This window comes from Bacillus infantis (assembly GCF_050107595.1).
GTDB classification, from domain to species: Bacteria; Bacillota; Bacilli; order Bacillales; family Cytobacillaceae; genus Bacillus_AB; species Bacillus_AB infantis_C.
In genome coordinates, this window is the sequence record NZ_JBNILH010000005.1 from 127,009 (window position 1) to 142,419 (window position 15,411).

General features: G+C 47.2%; 15 protein-coding genes. 12 read left to right on the top strand and 3 right to left on the bottom strand.

Annotated elements, in window-relative coordinates:
- The first annotated feature begins 117 nt into the window (after positions 1-117).
- The 5 genes from ACQCVH_RS12265 to ACQCVH_RS12285 all read left to right on the top strand — a co-directional run bounded on the left by ACQCVH_RS12265 (position 118) and on the right by ACQCVH_RS12285 (position 5,347).
- Complete coding sequence (locus ACQCVH_RS12265; protein WP_426835956.1) at positions 118-1,572, top strand: NCS1 family transporter; 1,455 nt, start codon at positions 118-120, stop codon at positions 1,570-1,572.
- 24 nt (positions 1,573-1,596) lie between these two features.
- The gene (locus tag ACQCVH_RS12270) at positions 1,597-1,824 is read left to right on the top strand and encodes a hypothetical protein (RefSeq protein ID WP_224896984.1); all 228 of its coding nucleotides are present in this window, start codon (positions 1,597-1,599) and stop codon (positions 1,822-1,824) included.
- A gap of 128 nt (positions 1,825-1,952) precedes the next feature.
- On the top strand, positions 1,953-3,416 hold the full coding sequence (locus ACQCVH_RS12275) for a CoA-acylating methylmalonate-semialdehyde dehydrogenase (RefSeq protein WP_426835957.1): 1,464 nt from the start codon (positions 1,953-1,955) through the stop codon (positions 3,414-3,416).
- A 31-nt stretch (positions 3,417-3,447) separates the two neighbouring features.
- Positions 3,448-4,803 (top strand): aspartate aminotransferase family protein, encoded by a 1,356-nt coding sequence (locus tag ACQCVH_RS12280; protein WP_426835958.1) that lies wholly within the window; start codon positions 3,448-3,450, stop codon positions 4,801-4,803.
- 79 nt (positions 4,804-4,882) lie between these two features.
- A complete protein-coding gene (locus ACQCVH_RS12285) occupies positions 4,883-5,347 on the top strand; it encodes an SRPBCC family protein (RefSeq protein WP_426835959.1) in 465 nt (154 codons plus the stop codon).
- A 5-nt stretch (positions 5,348-5,352) separates the two neighbouring features.
- Here the strand turns inward: ACQCVH_RS12285 and ACQCVH_RS12290 are convergent, their stop codons facing one another.
- A complete protein-coding gene (locus ACQCVH_RS12290) occupies positions 5,353-5,889 on the bottom strand; it encodes a ribonuclease H-like YkuK family protein (RefSeq protein WP_426835960.1) in 537 nt (178 codons plus the stop codon).
- Positions 5,890-6,128: 239 nt separating this feature from the next.
- On the opposite strand from ACQCVH_RS12290, the gene ACQCVH_RS12295 reads away from it, so the two are divergent.
- The 7 genes from ACQCVH_RS12295 to ACQCVH_RS12325 all read left to right on the top strand — a co-directional run bounded on the left by ACQCVH_RS12295 (position 6,129) and on the right by ACQCVH_RS12325 (position 13,943).
- Entirely contained in the window at positions 6,129-6,755 is a 627-nt protein-coding gene (locus ACQCVH_RS12295) for a flavodoxin family protein (RefSeq protein ID WP_426835961.1), read from the top strand.
- Positions 6,756-6,916: 161 nt separating this feature from the next.
- Positions 6,917-8,311, top strand: coding sequence for a flavin monoamine oxidase family protein (locus ACQCVH_RS12300; protein ID WP_426835962.1), 1,395 nt, complete (start codon positions 6,917-6,919; stop codon positions 8,309-8,311).
- Positions 8,312-8,469: 158 nt separating this feature from the next.
- Positions 8,470-9,066 (top strand): branched-chain amino acid aminotransferase, encoded by a 597-nt coding sequence (locus ACQCVH_RS12305; protein WP_426835963.1) that lies wholly within the window; start codon positions 8,470-8,472, stop codon positions 9,064-9,066.
- 187 nt (positions 9,067-9,253) lie between these two features.
- Positions 9,254-10,348 (top strand): branched-chain amino acid aminotransferase, encoded by a 1,095-nt coding sequence (locus ACQCVH_RS12310; RefSeq protein WP_426835964.1) that lies wholly within the window; start codon positions 9,254-9,256, stop codon positions 10,346-10,348.
- 293 nt (positions 10,349-10,641) lie between these two features.
- Positions 10,642-12,066 carry an FAD-binding domain-containing protein gene (locus ACQCVH_RS12315; protein ID WP_426835965.1) on the top strand — a complete coding sequence of 475 codons (1,425 nt, stop codon included), beginning with the start codon at positions 10,642-10,644 and terminating at the stop codon, positions 12,064-12,066.
- 217 nt (positions 12,067-12,283) lie between these two features.
- Positions 12,284-13,330, top strand: coding sequence for a tRNA 2-selenouridine(34) synthase MnmH (mnmH, locus tag ACQCVH_RS12320; protein ID WP_426835966.1), 1,047 nt, complete (start codon positions 12,284-12,286; stop codon positions 13,328-13,330).
- Between the two features lie 97 nt (positions 13,331-13,427).
- On the top strand, positions 13,428-13,943 hold the full coding sequence (locus ACQCVH_RS12325; protein WP_426835967.1) for an NUDIX hydrolase: 516 nt from the start codon (positions 13,428-13,430) through the stop codon (positions 13,941-13,943).
- A 21-nt stretch (positions 13,944-13,964) separates the two neighbouring features.
- On the opposite strand, the gene ACQCVH_RS12330 is transcribed toward ACQCVH_RS12325, so the two are convergent.
- Positions 13,965-14,567, bottom strand: coding sequence for a polysaccharide deacetylase family protein (locus tag ACQCVH_RS12330; protein WP_426835968.1), 603 nt, complete (start codon positions 14,565-14,567; stop codon positions 13,965-13,967).
- A gap of 83 nt (positions 14,568-14,650) precedes the next feature.
- Positions 14,651-15,403 carry a phosphonate ABC transporter ATP-binding protein gene (gene phnC, locus ACQCVH_RS12335; RefSeq protein WP_426835969.1) on the bottom strand — a complete coding sequence of 251 codons (753 nt, stop codon included), beginning with the start codon at positions 15,401-15,403 and terminating at the stop codon, positions 14,651-14,653.
- Positions 15,404-15,411 lie beyond the last annotated feature (8 nt).

The window sequence follows — 15,411 nt, forward strand, 5'->3', positions numbered from 1 at the left end:
CGATGTTCCCGGCTCTGGATACCCTGAATATGGATGATGGCATACATCAAGCCAGCTTTTCGGTTTTAAACAGCTTCTGGGCGTGACAAAAATTAACCGGACAGGATGTGTACGCGTATGAAAAAAAGCCATCTGAAATCACCTGATCTTTATCCTATCCAGCAAAAGGACAGGAATATAACCTCGCTCGGCTATTCATTCATGTGGGTGGGCATGGTGGTCGTACTCGCCACCTTTGCCATCGGAGGCTCCGGGGTCATGAGTCTCCCATTGCCGCTGGTCATTATTGCAACGGTGATCGGCTGCCTTGGTATCGGCTTGTTCATCAGTTTGATTGCAGACATCGGAATTGAACACGGCCTTTCCTTCCCGGTCTATATGCGCGCCCCTTTCGGTACAATCGGTACTCATATCCCCTCAGTCACAAGGGGCATCACCGCCTCTATGTGGTTTGGGATCAATACCTATTTCGGCTCCACTGCGATGAATGGCATCATGGATATTTTATTCGGTTTCGATAACTGGTTTATCTGCTTTATTATTTTTGCAGCTGTACAGCTGGTCAATACCTGCCTTGGGATAAAAGCGATAGAGCGCTTTGCCGACATAGCAGCTCCGGTCATAATCCTGATTTCCATTTGGATGTATCTATCTCTATCGCAAACGGCTGAAGAAGCTGGACGGAATATATGGACCTGGGCGGAAAATCCGGCAGCAGGGGTAGACGCATTCACTAGTTTCCTCGTCGTAATTTTCAGCAATATGGGTTTTTGGGCGACCTTGAGTGCTGATATTCCTTCCATTTCCCGGTTCATCAAAGCGCCGGTGAACGAAAAAAACTGGTTCAAGCGCAATAAAGGGGCACTGATCGGCAATATGGTCGCCATGCCGCTGACCCAGACATTTATGATCATCATTGGCGGGATCGCTTATATTGCCGTCCTGAATTACGATCCCGTCATTGCCCTTCAGAAAGCGGCGGGCGGATTGGTCTTGTGCATCCTCCTTGTGATGATCATCCTGGCGCAATGGTCCACCAACACAGCGGCAAATGTTGTCCCGGCAGCAACGATTTTTTCAAACGCAGGGGGCCCTAAGTTCCCTTTCTGGGCAGGAGTCATTACAGCCGGGATTGTCGGAACAGTGGTACAGCCATGGAATCTCTTTGGAGTGATCATCCCTGTACTCCTTTTTGTAGGAGGGATCCTGTCTGCGATTGTCGGCATCCTTTTCGCTGATTATTATCTGCTGCGAAAAAGGCGTGTGAATGTACCTGCATTATATGAAGACAAGGGACAGTTCAGGTATTGGGGCGGGTTCAATCTGGCAGGATTCATCAGCTGGGTCATAGGTGCAGCTGTTGCATACTGGCTTCCCAACTACAGCTTTCTCGCCGGATTCCTTTCAGGGGCAGGCTGCTACTATCTCCTTGCCCGATACTGGTGGTTCCGCAAATATCAGCAGGCTGAGATCATTGACCCGGATGACAGCAAATATCTCGGGATCAGTGTCGGCAGGGACTGGATTCTGGAAGATGATCAGGAGAATGCCGCCCGTTCTGCTAAATCTTAATTCATTAACAGGAGGCTGGAATGTATGTCAGACTACCAATTCTTTTTGCATGAAAAAGACAAAATTGATTTTTATATTGAAAAAGGGTTTCGCATTCTGCAGGTGAAGGAAGATTTGGATGGAGCTGTCATCCTGTTTGACAATCCGGTCAGCGGCATCCAGGAGTCAATCCAGATCGGTACTGCAGATGCACGAAAATACTTCAGCGGGCTTTTGATCCGGCAGAAAGAGCAATCTGCCGGGCAAGTATAGCAGCGGCTGAGCGAAGGATTCTGCATTTAGTACATTGCGGCCAATCTTCGCCTTTCATGCGGAGCTCTTTTATTGAGTCATGAAATAGGCCTGAAATGGATAATTATCATATGAAGGAGATGTAGCAGATGGCTGTCCAGAATGATACAGAGGTTTTGAAAAACTTTATTGATGGTAAATGGGTTGAAGCTTCCTCTGCAGATACTTTTGATGTCATTAACCCTGCCACTGATGAAGTGCTCGTGAAAGTGCCCGCTTCAGGGGCTGAAGATGTCATTCTTGCTGTCCAGGCGGCAGGCAAGGCCTTTGTTTCGTGGAGGAAAGTGCCTGTTCCAAAGAGAGCACGATTGCTGTTCAAATACCACAACCTGCTGTCACAGCACCATGAACAGCTTGCCGAACTGATTGTAAAGGAGAATGGAAAGTCCTTTAAAGAAGCCTTCGGTGAAGTTCAAAGAGGCATCGAGTGTGTGGAATTTGCGGCTGGCGCACCGACCTTGATGATGGGGGAGTCGCTGTCAGGCATCGCTGAGGATATTGATTCCGAGATGTTCAGGTACCCGCTTGGCGTGGTTGCAGGGATCACTCCTTTTAATTTCCCGATGATGGTGCCTTTATGGATGTTTCCTCTTGCAGTTGCCTGCGGCAATACATTTGTTCTGAAGCCGTCTGAAAGGACGCCGATTCTGGCAGCGCGCCTGGCAGAACTTTTCTCTGAGGCAGGAGCCCCTCCCGGTGTCTTGAACATCGTGCATGGTGCACATGATGTTGTCAATGCACTTCTGGAGGATAAAGAGGTTGCCGCCATCTCATTTGTCGGCTCTCAGCGGGTTGCAAAATATATCTATGAACGTGCAGCCGCAGAAGGCAAGCGGGTACAGGCGCTTTCTGGTGCTAAAAATCACCATATCGTCATGCCTGATGCTGATGTGGAGAAGGCGGCCCAGCATATCATCAGCTCCTCATTCGGCAGTGCCGGCCAGAGGTGCATGGCCTGCAGCGCAGTTGTCGTGGTCGGAGAAAACGACATCTTCATAAAAGAACTTAAGAAAAAAGCAGATGATCTGAAGGTTGGCAGCGGCATGGAAGAAGATGCCCTCCTGACGCCCGTCATCCGGAGGGAGCACCTTGAAAAGGTTCTAGGGCTTATTGAAAAAGGTGAAGAAGAAGGAGCTGAGCTGATCCGGGACGGACGTCCTGAAATGGAGCTGCATCCAGCCGGGAACTTCCTTGGTGCCACGATCTTTGATAAAGTGACAGGCGATATGACCATCGCAAAGGAAGAACTATTCGCCCCTGTACTGAGCCTTCTCCGTGCAGGCGGTCTCGACGAAGCATTGGATTTTATACGCCGGTCGAGATACGGGAATGGAGCAACCATCTATACAAACGATGCCAGGAGCATCAGGCAATTCCGTGAAGAGGCGGATGCAGGGATGCTCGGCATCAATGTGGGCGTTCCGGCTACTATGGCATTTTTCCCTTTTTCAGGCTGGAAGGATTCCTTCTATGGAGACCTTCATGTCAACGGCAAAGATGGCTTGAATTTTTATACCAAGAAGAAAATGATCACATCTCGGTTTGAACTCTGAAAATACTCAATTGCAATGAGGAGGAGATCGGGTGGCACAATCAGTGAATGGAAATAAAACATTGCTTGAACAGGATGATCAATATGTTTGGCATTCAATGAAGCCTTACAGCCCGCAGTCGACCATTGTCGCGGAAAAGGCTGAGGGCTCGTGGATTACTGCCAGTGACGGGAAACGCTATTTGGATGCGATGGCGGGTCTTTGGTGCGTTAATGCCGGTTATGGCAGGAAGGAACTTGCGGAGGCGGCATATGAACAGCTGAAGGAAATGCCTTATTTCCCGCTGACCCAAAGCCATGGCCCAGCTATCAGACTTGCTGAAAAGCTGAATGATCTGCTTGGCGGGGATTATGTTATTTTCTTTTCTAACAGCGGCTCGGAAGCAAATGAAACTGCCTTTAAAATCGCCAGGCAATATCATCAGCAGCGCGGAGAATCGGGACGCTATAAAATTGTGTCACGCTACCGCTCATATCATGGCAATACCATGGGATCACTCGCTGCGACAGGGCAGGCACAAAGGAAATACAAATATGAACCGCTCTCTCCAGGCTTCATACATGTACAGCCCCCAGACTCTTACAGAGATGAAGTCCACAATGTCAGCCCTTCTGAACTGCCTGCAGTCAAAGCGCTTGACCAGGCAATGACATGGGAGCTGAGCGAGACCATTGCCGCGATGATCATGGAGCCGATCATCACCGGCGGCGGAATCATCACACCGCAGGAAGGATATATGAAGGCTGTCAAGGAGGTGTGCGAAAAGCATGGAGCCCTTTTGATCTCTGATGAGGTGATCTGCGGCTTCGGGCGGACAGGGAAGCCTTTTGGCTTTATGCATGACGGTGTCAGGCCGGACATGATCACAATGGCAAAGGGAATCACGAGCGCTTATCTCCCGCTGTCAGCCACTGCTGTGAAGAAAGAGATCTATGAAACGTTTAAGGGGAGCGGGGAATACGACTATTTCCGGCATATCAATACATTCGGCGGCAATCCGGCTGCCTGTGCACTGGCGCTCAAAAATCTTGAAATTCTTGAAGAGGAAAACCTGTATAAACGTTCCGCTGATCTTGGGGCGAAGATGAAAGAAGAGCTTGCCTCACGTCTTGCGGATCACCCTTTTGTTGGCGATGTCAGGGGGAAAGGGCTTTTGATCGGGATTGAGCTCGTCAGCAGCAAACAGACGAAAGAACCCCTCGACGCCAGCCTTGTCAATAAAGTCATAGCCTCCTGCCGGGAGAAGGGAGTGCTGATCGGGAAAAATGGAGCAACCGTGGCAGGCTTCAATAACGTCCTGGCACTGTCGCCGCCTCTCAACATCAAAGAAGAAGATGCCGGCCTGGTTATCAATACCCTTAAGGATAGCTTGGAAAGTATCTTATGAACTGCTGCATCCAAGCATAATGAAATATTTATCAGAATAAGATGTTGAATAAACCTATTTAGAAAAGGGAGTTTGATATATGGCCACCTGCAGCCACCAAGCGGAAGTAAATATACCGATTGAATCTTTGTGGGAGTTCGTCAGCAATATTGACCGCTGGGCCCCGCTTGTGCCCGGATATATTGACCATAAGATCATCAATGACCGCGAATCAACATGGAGCTTTTACACAGATGTAGGCATCATGAAGAAGAAAATTCAGCTGAAGGTGGAGATAGTCACCTGGCAGGAGCCGGAAAGAGTGACTTTCAATCTTGATGGGATCAACGAAAAGATTACTGGTGAAGGTTATTTTTGGGCAAAAAAAGAGAACCGGAGCAATATCATGACCGGCTGCCTGACCATTAGGGCCGAGGGTCTGATGGCAAAGATGGCCAACAGCATTTTGAGTTCATCCCTCCCCTCCATCACGGTGGAACTGACAGAGGCGGTTGCCCGGAAAGCTGAAGAGAATTATAACAAAAGGATCAAGACCCCTCTATAAATTGCTTATTTAGTAAAACGGTTTGCATAGCTGGATGCCACAAAGGCGTCCGGCTTTATTTTTGGCTCAAGACCCATAGACTCAAGCCTTGCAACCATTTCATTTACATATTCCCTTGTTTTGTTCCTCGGTCCCGCTCCGATATCGATATGTCCTTCTATCGCAAAAGTAGCTCCTTTGTAGACATGGGGCAGAACCAAATCAATCATCCTGTTCTTTTTCCCGTCATCAAAGAGGGCCACAACTTCCTCGGTCAGGGAGGTTTCAAACGAAATCCGTTCGTGGAGCTGCTGCATCCTCCTGGGGACAGTCGTTTTCCTGATACAGGCCCAGGCCCCTTTTCCTTCATTCTGGATAACAATCCCTGTTATAAAACGGGTCGATTCTGGATGAACCTGTGAATCTGTACCAACCATCAGCCTGTAGTTGCCTGAAGGCTGCCGGGACATAAAGCGCAGGATGCGTTCAAAAACCTGTTCAAAGGTAAGATTGCTCTCCTGCAGATTCTGAAAGCTGAAAGAAGAAAGCGAATCGGTTCTCACTCTTTATCACCGCTTTTCAGTTGGTTTATGGAAAGAACCCGCATATGGAGCATACCGGGTCTTTTGATGCTGCAAAGGGACGAATGAAAATGTCTAAAAATAATCGGTGCTGCAATACATTATATTAATGAAATCAGGGGAAGTTGTTCTTTTTTTCAAAAGGCCTTTTGTGGACACCTCCATGTTTGCGGGTTTTCTCTGAGGATATATAACAGGAGAGAACGTAAGGAGGCTATCGTATGAAAATCAAGAGTTTATTCCTGAATTGCAGTTTAAAAGCAGGGGCAGAGCCCTCTAATACCCAGCGGCTAATGGATGAGGTAATCGGTCATTTTGACACCCTTGGAGTAGAATCAGAAACCATCAGGCTTGCTGATTTCAACATTTCCTACGGAATTTCCGCTGATGAAGGCGAAGGAGATGAGTGGCCTGAAATCTTTAAGAAGGTTAAAGAAGCGGATATCCTGGTCATTGGGACACCAATCTGGCTCGGAGAAAAGAGCAGCATTGCCACTCTGGCAATCGAGAGGCTCTACGGTGCGAGCAGCATGACAAATGATAAGGGGCAATATCTTTATTATAATAAAGTAGGCGGAGCTGTTGTAACAGGCAATGAGGATGGAGCCAAGGACGCTTCCAAATCCATCATTTACGGCTTATCACATATCGGCTTTACCATCCCGCCGAATGTGGATGCCTATTGGGTCGGGGAAGCAGGCCCGGGACCCTCATTCATCGAGGCGGAAGGCTATAAAAACAGCTTCACCAAGCAGCATGCAAAAATTCTGGCTTATAATTTATACCATTTTGCCAGTATGCTGAAAAACCATCCCATCCCTGCAGAAGGCAATGTGATTGAAGAATAACTGTAAGGACGAAACAGAGCAGAGCGCCCCTCAGGCTGCTCTGTTTCTTTTTATTTCAAAGAAGGGTTTTACACTTAATCCCTTATGTAACAAGGAGTCAAGAACAGTCATTGAGGGAATGCTATATTTTGCAATTTCAAGTTGGCAGCAGGAGTGACATTATGGACAGGGATGAAATAAAACAGCAGGCTATCGCAATCATTGGTGCGGGACTCGCAGGACTGACCTGCGCTTACCGGCTGAAGCAGGCAGGAATCGAAGCTGTGGTTTTTGAAGCACAGGCAGACGCAGGCGGCAGATGCCGTACAAACCGGACTTTTTTTGCAGAAGGGCAGTTTGCTGAATGCGGAGGAGAGTTCATTGATTCTAACCATAAAGAAATACTTGGACTGATCTCTGAACTCGGTTTGCAGACAGATGACCTGACCAGCTTCGAAAAAGAAGGGGGGAAGCCGCTTTATCTTATTAATGGAAAAAGCATCCCTGGGGAGAAGATCGAGGATCTATACAGCCGGATAGCTGACTCTGTCACAGAAGAATACAGACTTTGTGAATTTCCTCCATTGTACAGCCGGCATTCAAAGCGGGCGAAAGAGCTTGATAGCATGTCAATCGTGGACTGGATAGACCAAAATATAGAGGGAGGGACAGACTCTGAGTTCGGCCAGCTTTTATGCGATGCATATACAATTGAATATGGGGCAGATTGCGCAGAACAAAGCGCCCTTAACCTCATCAGCCTTGTAGGGGGGCTGAATGGCTCACATTTCAATGTGTTCGGCACCTCTGATGAAAGATACAGGGTGAGGGGCGGTAACGACCTTATTATTGAAAAATTAAAGGAGAAACTTAACGGCTCTATCTTTTATGACCACCAGCTTACAAGCATCAAAGCCTGCGGACAGGGCGGGTATTTCCTCGTGTTTCAATCAGCAGGAAAAAGAAAGGAAATTTATGCGGGCAAAGTCGTGATAGCCATTCCTTTTACTGTTTTAAGACATACCGTCGATTACACAGAGAGCGGATTCAGTCCTCTAAAAACAAAAGCAATAGAAGAGCTTGGCATGGGCCATAATTTTAAAGCACATTTTCAATTCAGCAGCAGATTATGGGAGAATTTTTCCAGCACCGGCACAATCTATACCAATGATATGTTTCAATCTGCCTTTGAAGCTACCCGGGCACAAAAGGGGGATACCGGCATCCTTGTACATTATGCAGGCGGAAAGGAAGCCGTCCGCTTAATGAAAGAAGGCAAAGAAAAGCATAAGGAGAAATTCCTGCATGACTTATCAAGGCTGTTCCCAGGTGCAGCAGATCAATATAATGGCAGGGATCTGGTTTCCTACTGGATTGCCGGCAGCTGGACCGGGGGGTCGTATTCATTCAGGAAGGTTGGCCAGCATACAGGCTTTGCAGGAGTGGAGATGGAGAGGGAAGGAAGCTGCTATTTTGCCGGGGAGCATACCTCCATCCTTTATCAGGGCTATATGAATGGAGCAGTGGAAAGCGGGGGCAGGGCCGCACTTGAAGTGCAGGTGGACCTATTGGAATAACCGCAAACTGGCCCTTCATAAAGCAATATTCCCAGGGGTCTCTGCCCTGCCCCGGATTCTAGTGTTATGTGAAGCCTGAGAGGAATGGTATACTGCTTATAAGCCGGTGAAATATCCCGGGAATGAAATCTGCAAACCGCTGAAAAAGGAGAAGACTTATGCTAAAAGAAAATCTTGCTTCATACATAGAAAAAGAACAAAAAGAGAAAGGGACGGCCCTGATATTCGGAAAAGAAAAAGAATATCTCGGAATGACAGACGCTGATTCAGCTGAAGCTATTGCATTCGGCAATGAGGGAGACCGCTTCCGTGAGGCTTATTTGGAAAGAGGCGATAAGGAAACGGAAGAAATTCTTGCTGTAGAATCTCCAGAATTTCTGAAAAAGCCAATTTCCTATTTCCGTGATCATAAACGCGAGTTTGTTTACATGGAGTCCAAATGGTTTGATGTCATCGGTGCAGATGCTGTCTCTCTTGAGGTGGATGATGTGTTTGGCAACTATGATATTATGCTTGGATTGAAGCTGCAGAAGAAATTTCAGAAATACTTGAAAGACAGCCTGGATACGAGGCTTGATGGGGACGGGGACGCTTATGATCTGATGTTTGATTCTGGTGAAGGCATCTGGAATTTGAATTTTTCCCTTGATGCACTTCCTGGTTTTCATGGTGATTTGTCAGTCGGTGAAGCATACAGTCTTGTTTATGGATTCCTTTTCGATCTTGCTGAAGGTGCACAAAGTCAGCAAGGATAAAGTTCTTGACATTCAATTAAAGGATTGCCATAATATTAAGAATATTATTAATGGTTGATTACTGGAAAAATAAGCAAGGGAGGGTGCAAATGATCAGGTGCGGTATCGCGTTCACATCATTTGCCTCTTTTTCACCCATTCCCTTCAACACTTCAAAGCATAATAGCAGAAAAGGAGTTTTTCAAACATGACAGATTGCCAGATCAGCGTAACTTTAAGGGAAGAGAAAAAGGTCAAGCCGGAAGCAGCTGCGCTGGAATTCGGCAGAAATTTCACTGACCATATGTTTGTGATGGATTATAAGGAAGGGTTCGGCTGGAATGATCCCCGCATCATTCCATACCAGCCGATCACATTGGATCCAGCAGCCATGATTTTCCATTACGGCCAAAGCGTGTTTGAAGGGCTGAAAGCATACCGGACAAAGGATCAGGATATCCTTTTATTCAGGCCTGAACAAAACCTGCAGAGGCTTAACAGATCCAACAGCAGGCTTTGCATTCCGCCCATCGACGAGGACCTGGCGCTTGAAGCCCTCAAAAAACTGCTGGTGGTCGAAGAAGAGTGGGTTCCTTCTGCTGAAGGCACTTCCCTTTATATACGGCCGTTTGTCATCTCAACAGAACCATATTTGGGAGTGGCTCCATCTGCAAGCTACCAGTTCATCATCATCCTTTCCCCTGTGGGTGCCTATTACAAGGAAGGGATCAATCCCGTAAAGATTGCTGTAGAACGGGAATTCGTCAGGGCCGTGCCAGGCGGCACCGGCAATGCCAAGACAGGAGGCAATTATGCCGGAAGCCTGAAAGCCCAGCAGGGTGCCGGCAAAGGCGGCTATGCCCAGGTATTATGGCTGGATGGAAAAGAGAAAAAGTATATTGAAGAAGTAGGAAGCATGAATGTATTTTTCAAAGTGAACGGAGAAATCATCACGCCATCTTTGAATGGAAGTATACTAGAAGGTGTTACAAGAAATTCAATCATTGCACTGCTTGAAAAATGGGGGCACCCAGTTACGGAAAAAAGGATCTCCATCGAGGAGCTGGTGCAGGCTTACAGGAATGGTGAGCTGGAGGAAGCATTTGGCACAGGGACTGCAGCTGTCATTTCCCCAATCGGCGAATTTCTGTGGCAGGATGAAAAACTTGTCATCAACAATGGAGAAACCGGGGCGCTCAGCCGGAAACTGTATGATACATTGACTGGCATCCAGTATGGCAGAGTCGCTGATCCTTTTGGATGGACGGTAAAAGTGGAGAAACCTGCCCCTGCTAAGGTATGAAATTGAATTTTAGATCCTGCTGCTTAAAAGGCCCGGCATTTGCCGGGCTTATTTTTGTTGGCTGATTGAAATTAAAGGAAAGCAGCTTCCGCTTTTCTTTGTCCAGCTCCAGCGGCTAGAGCCTCGAGTCATAAGCCGCACAAGAATTAAAGGCAAAAAATGCCTTTTATTCTTGCGCGTCTTATGCTTGTCGGCTCTGAGCAAGCCGCTTCCGCTTTTCTTTTACCCAGCTTTTTCCCTCTTATTTCAGTATAATAGAAAGAGACGCTATACTAGTTTCGGAGTGATTTGTTATGAATATTGTATGGTTCAGGAAAGATTTAAGGATTCATGACCATCGTCCGCTTGCGGAGGCATGTGCTTCAGCGGAAGAGGTTATCCCTTTATATATAGCAGAGCCCCATTTAAGCCGGAAGGACGTCTCACAGCGCCATATCCTGTTTGCCGCCGAAGGGCTGGAGCAGCTTGATGAAGGTCTCAGGGATCTTGGAGGAAGATTATTTGCTGCTCAAGGGACCATCATCGATATTCTTGAAGATCTACAGAACACACACGGTGAATTCTCCCTGTTTTTTCACAGGGTGTACGATTCGGAAACTGACAGACTGGCCGCAGAGTGGATGGAATCTAAAGGACTGCCATTTTATCCTTTCCATCCTCCCGGCCAGCTGGAGAAACCAAAAAGCAAGGGAGCCTTCAGAAAGCTTTGGCAGGAATCAATGCTCGAAGAACTGACAAGTCCCCCGGCTGCTGTCAGGGTGCCGGATAAGGTGCCGGATTTTCTGAATCTTTCTATCCAAAAGGCACTTAGCATGAAAGTTAAGGGAGATGCCATCCGGTTTGGACAGAACGGCGGGGAAAAAAGGGCAATCGAAACGCTCGAATTTTTCCTCGGGGAGCAGCTCGCCAATTATGAAAAAAATTATCAAAAGCCGCTCGCTTCTTCTTTCTCTTCCAGCAGGCTTTCCCCGTACCTGGCTTTTGGGAATATATCAGTCAGGATGGCCTATCAGGAAGCTGCAAAGAAAGCTGAAGAATCTACTGAAGCCGAGAAGCAGCAGCTCAGCCTTTTTCAATCCAAACTGCTTGAACGGTGCGAAACCATACAATGGTATGAAAGTGAATCACAAGCAGAGGTAATTGAAAATGAACTTGTCCGGACTCATGATAAATATCATTTTGAATCCTGGCGGACAGGACATACAGGTATCCCTTCAATCGATGCCAGTATGCGCTGCCTGCACAAAACCGGATGGCTCAATTACAGCAGCAGGAGAATGGTGGCAAGCTTTGCCTGCAATATACTGCTATTGGATTGGGAGAAGGCTGCAAGGGAGCTTGCCCTTTTGTTCCTTGACCACGAGCCTGCTGTTCATATGAAGCAGATGGGCATACTTGCGGGGGCGGGCGGCTCGAAAACCGTCAAGATCATTGACCCGGTAAAATGGGGAAAAGAGCTTGATAATGATGGAAGCTTTATCCGCCGCTATGTTCCGGAGCTGAAGGATGTGGATGTGGCATATATACACGAACCTTGGCTTTACCCTGGATTCTTTCAGCTTGGATACCCTGCTCCCATCTGTGATGTAAGGAAAGCAATTAAGCAAGCAAAAAGACAGATAGCCACCCAAAAGAAAGACCAAAAACCTAAAGACATAAAGAAAAGTAAAACCGCAGCTCAGGGAAGTGAAGAACAGCTTACCTGGGATTTCGATTAAAGCCGACAACCTGACAATGGCCAGAGAGAAATCTGAAAATATGCTTTTACCCTTGAAATGTTTTATAATGGGTAAAGGGCAGGATGTTCATCCGCTGAAGTCCCTCAGTTGAAGAAGATGTTCTTCCAGCTGATCCTCCCCGCGAGTGATCAGCTTTTCTATGTGATAGCAGAGAAGATAAGCTTAGAATGCAACAGCAGGAAAGGCGGAATAAAAATTGTTCCAGGATGTAGGAATCGAGAAACTATTAGAACTGAAGGATAAACGAAAGCTTGTGCTGGTGGATGTAAGATCTCCTTCTGAATATAAGGATAGCACGATACCGGGAAGCCTCAATATACCCTTGTTCAATGATGAAGAGCGGGCTGAAATCGGCACAATTTACAAACAGGTGAGCGTTGAAGCTGCCAAAGAACGCGGCCTGGAAATCGTATCGGCCAAGCTTCCGGAATTTATCCGGGAATTCAATGCTGTCGAAGGCGACAAAGCCGTATTCTGCTGGAGAGGCGGAATGCGGAGCAGAACCTCTGCCACCCTCCTTGACCTGATGGGCATACGCACATACCGGCTTGAGGGCGGTGTAAGGGCGCATCGCAGATGGGTCGTCGAAACGCTTGAAAATCTCAAGCTGAAACCGAAAGCATTCGTTTTGAACGGCTATACCGGCTCAGGAAAAACGGCCATTCTTGAGAAGCTGGCAGAAAAGGACTATAGCGTAATCGACCTCGAGGGCCTTGCAAGGCACCGAGGCTCCATCTTTGGCCATATCGGCCTTCAGCCGAGCAATCAGAAAATGTTCGACGCCAGGCTGCTTAGAAAGGTGCTTGAGGTGCAGGATGCCCCTTTTGTCTTTTTTGAAGCAGAAAGCAAAAGAGTCGGGAAGGTTGTGCTCCCTGAATCAATCATTGAAAAGAAAGAACAGGGGTTCCAGCTGTTCATAGAAATGCCAATGGAAGAGAGGGTGCGCCATATCCTGGAGGATTATAAGCCATGGGATCATCCCGAGGCATGCTTTAATGCTTTCAGCCATATCAAAAACAGGATCCACACACCGATTGCTGCCGAAATAGAGCAGAATCTCATTGACGAAGAGTATGGGTCAGCTGTTGCGCTGCTACTTGAATATTATTATGATCCCCGTTATACGCATACAGCTAAAATGTATCCGGAAGACAGGATCGTCACCATTCAAGCCGCAAATATCGAGGATGCTGCCCAAAAGATAGAAGAGTACGTCCTATCACAATCGCCGGTTGCGCAATAAATCTTGTATAAATAGGACTGCATGCTGCCATGCAGCCCTATTTATTTTTGCTTTTATGGTAAAATCAACCTAATAAGATGATAAGGTGGGGGTTTGATTGGCTTTTCACAAGCTTTTGGGCTTATCCTATACAAACATAGACAGGGAAATTAAAATACGGGAAGCAGTCAGGGCAATCATTATACAAAACGATCTGATCCTTCTTCTGCAGACAATTACAGGAGGCTATAAATTTCCCGGAGGAGGGGTAGAGGAAGGAGAAACCTGCACGGAAGCGCTGATCAGGGAAGTTGCAGAGGAGACAGGCTACACAAGCTGCAGGGTTAAAGAAAAGGCTGGGGAAGTCGTCGAAAGGCGTATCGACGACTATGATGACCGCTTCATTTTTCAAATGAATTCACATTTTTATATCTGTGAATTAAATGATTTAGCTATGGCAGCGCAGCAATTGGATACATATGAAGCCGAGCTGGGATTCTCGCCCAAATGGGTGGCCATTGATGAAGCAATAGAAGCAAATAAGGAAGCCATCGGTAAAATAGAAAATCACACTTGGCTAAAAAGGGAAAATATAGTACTCGAAGAGCTTAAGGTTATGCTAATCAACCACTAAAAGCAAAAAGGACCCGGAGGTTTATGCTCCGGGTCCTTTCCGTCCAATCTTTCCTGGCTGGAGTGAGGCAAAGCTGTATCCTTTCAGCCTGATTTCCTTTAAAAGCTCAGGCAGGATATCAGCAGTCTGCTTTAGTTCATGCAGGAGGATAATGGCTCCATCTTCCAGATGATCAGTAACATTGCAAATGATTTTCTCCGGGTTTCCTTTAAGCTCCCAATCGAGGGATGCAATGCGCCACATTACAGGAATCAGTTCGAGTTCATTGGCCGCCTTAAGGGTAGCTTCATTATACTGGCCAAAAGGCGGACGGAAGAATTCAGGCGCCTTTCCGGTAACCTGGCGGATCTTCTCTTTGCTGGTTTCCAGGTCCTTATATTGTTCCTTACGCGAAAGAGCAGCTAAATTCTTATGGCGGGAGGAATGGGTTCCAATGGTATGCCCTTCATCGAGCACTCTCTGCCATGGCCTATCAGGATACAGAAGCCGTGTCTGCCAGAAAAAAGCGGCTTTTGCATTTTCCTTTGCCAGGCTGTCCAAAATGGAATGCAAGTGCCTGCCCGGTCCATCATCAAAGGTTAAAACAACTGACGGCTTTTCACCGGGCTGTAATTTTGATATCACTTCATTGTCTGCTGAGTCGTACACGACTCTTGTCTCATCAACCACTCAAGGACTTTTTGTCATAAGTATTCTCCTTCCCCAGATCAGACTGGAATAAATTCAGCCCCATAGGTCTGTTTATACAATTCATCTGTGAATTCATCTGGTTTCCCGTCAAAGATGAGGCTGCCATCTTTTAAGGCAAGAATGCGAGTTGCATAGCGCTTTGCGAGGGAAACATCGTGAACATTAATGATGGTCAGAAGGCCATGCTCTCTGTGAAGGGACTGAAGAAGCGAGAAGATCCTCTCTGATGTCCCGGGATCAAGGCTTGCCACAGGTTCATCACCAAGAAACACCTTGGGAGATTGGAGCAGGGCCCTTGCTATGCCGACGCGCTGCTTCTGTCCGCCGCTCAATTGTTCAACTTTCCTTCCGGCAAACTCACTCAGGCCGACATCTTCCATCACACTGCGGGCAAGTCCAATTTCTTTTCTGGAAAAAGCGCCAATCAGATTTTTGAAAGTGCTTCGGTAGCCAAACATTCCTGTCAGGACATTTTGAAGAACTGTCAGACGGGGGATGAGATTATAATGCTGAAAAATCATGCCCATTTCCCTCCGCACAAGCCGTTCTTCCTCGGCCGATTTGCCGGATACCGGCTTGCCCTTGAAGTACACTTCGCCGGCTGACGGCTTCTGCAGTCCATTCATGCAGCGGATAAGTGTAGACTTCCCGGCACCGCTTTTTCCGAGTACACAGATGAATTCGCCTTGATTCAGCTCAAGGCTTATATTATGCAGGGCAGGGAAGTCAGCCTTCGGATAACGTACGGTAACATTCTCCAGCTTGATCAAAAGCCCAG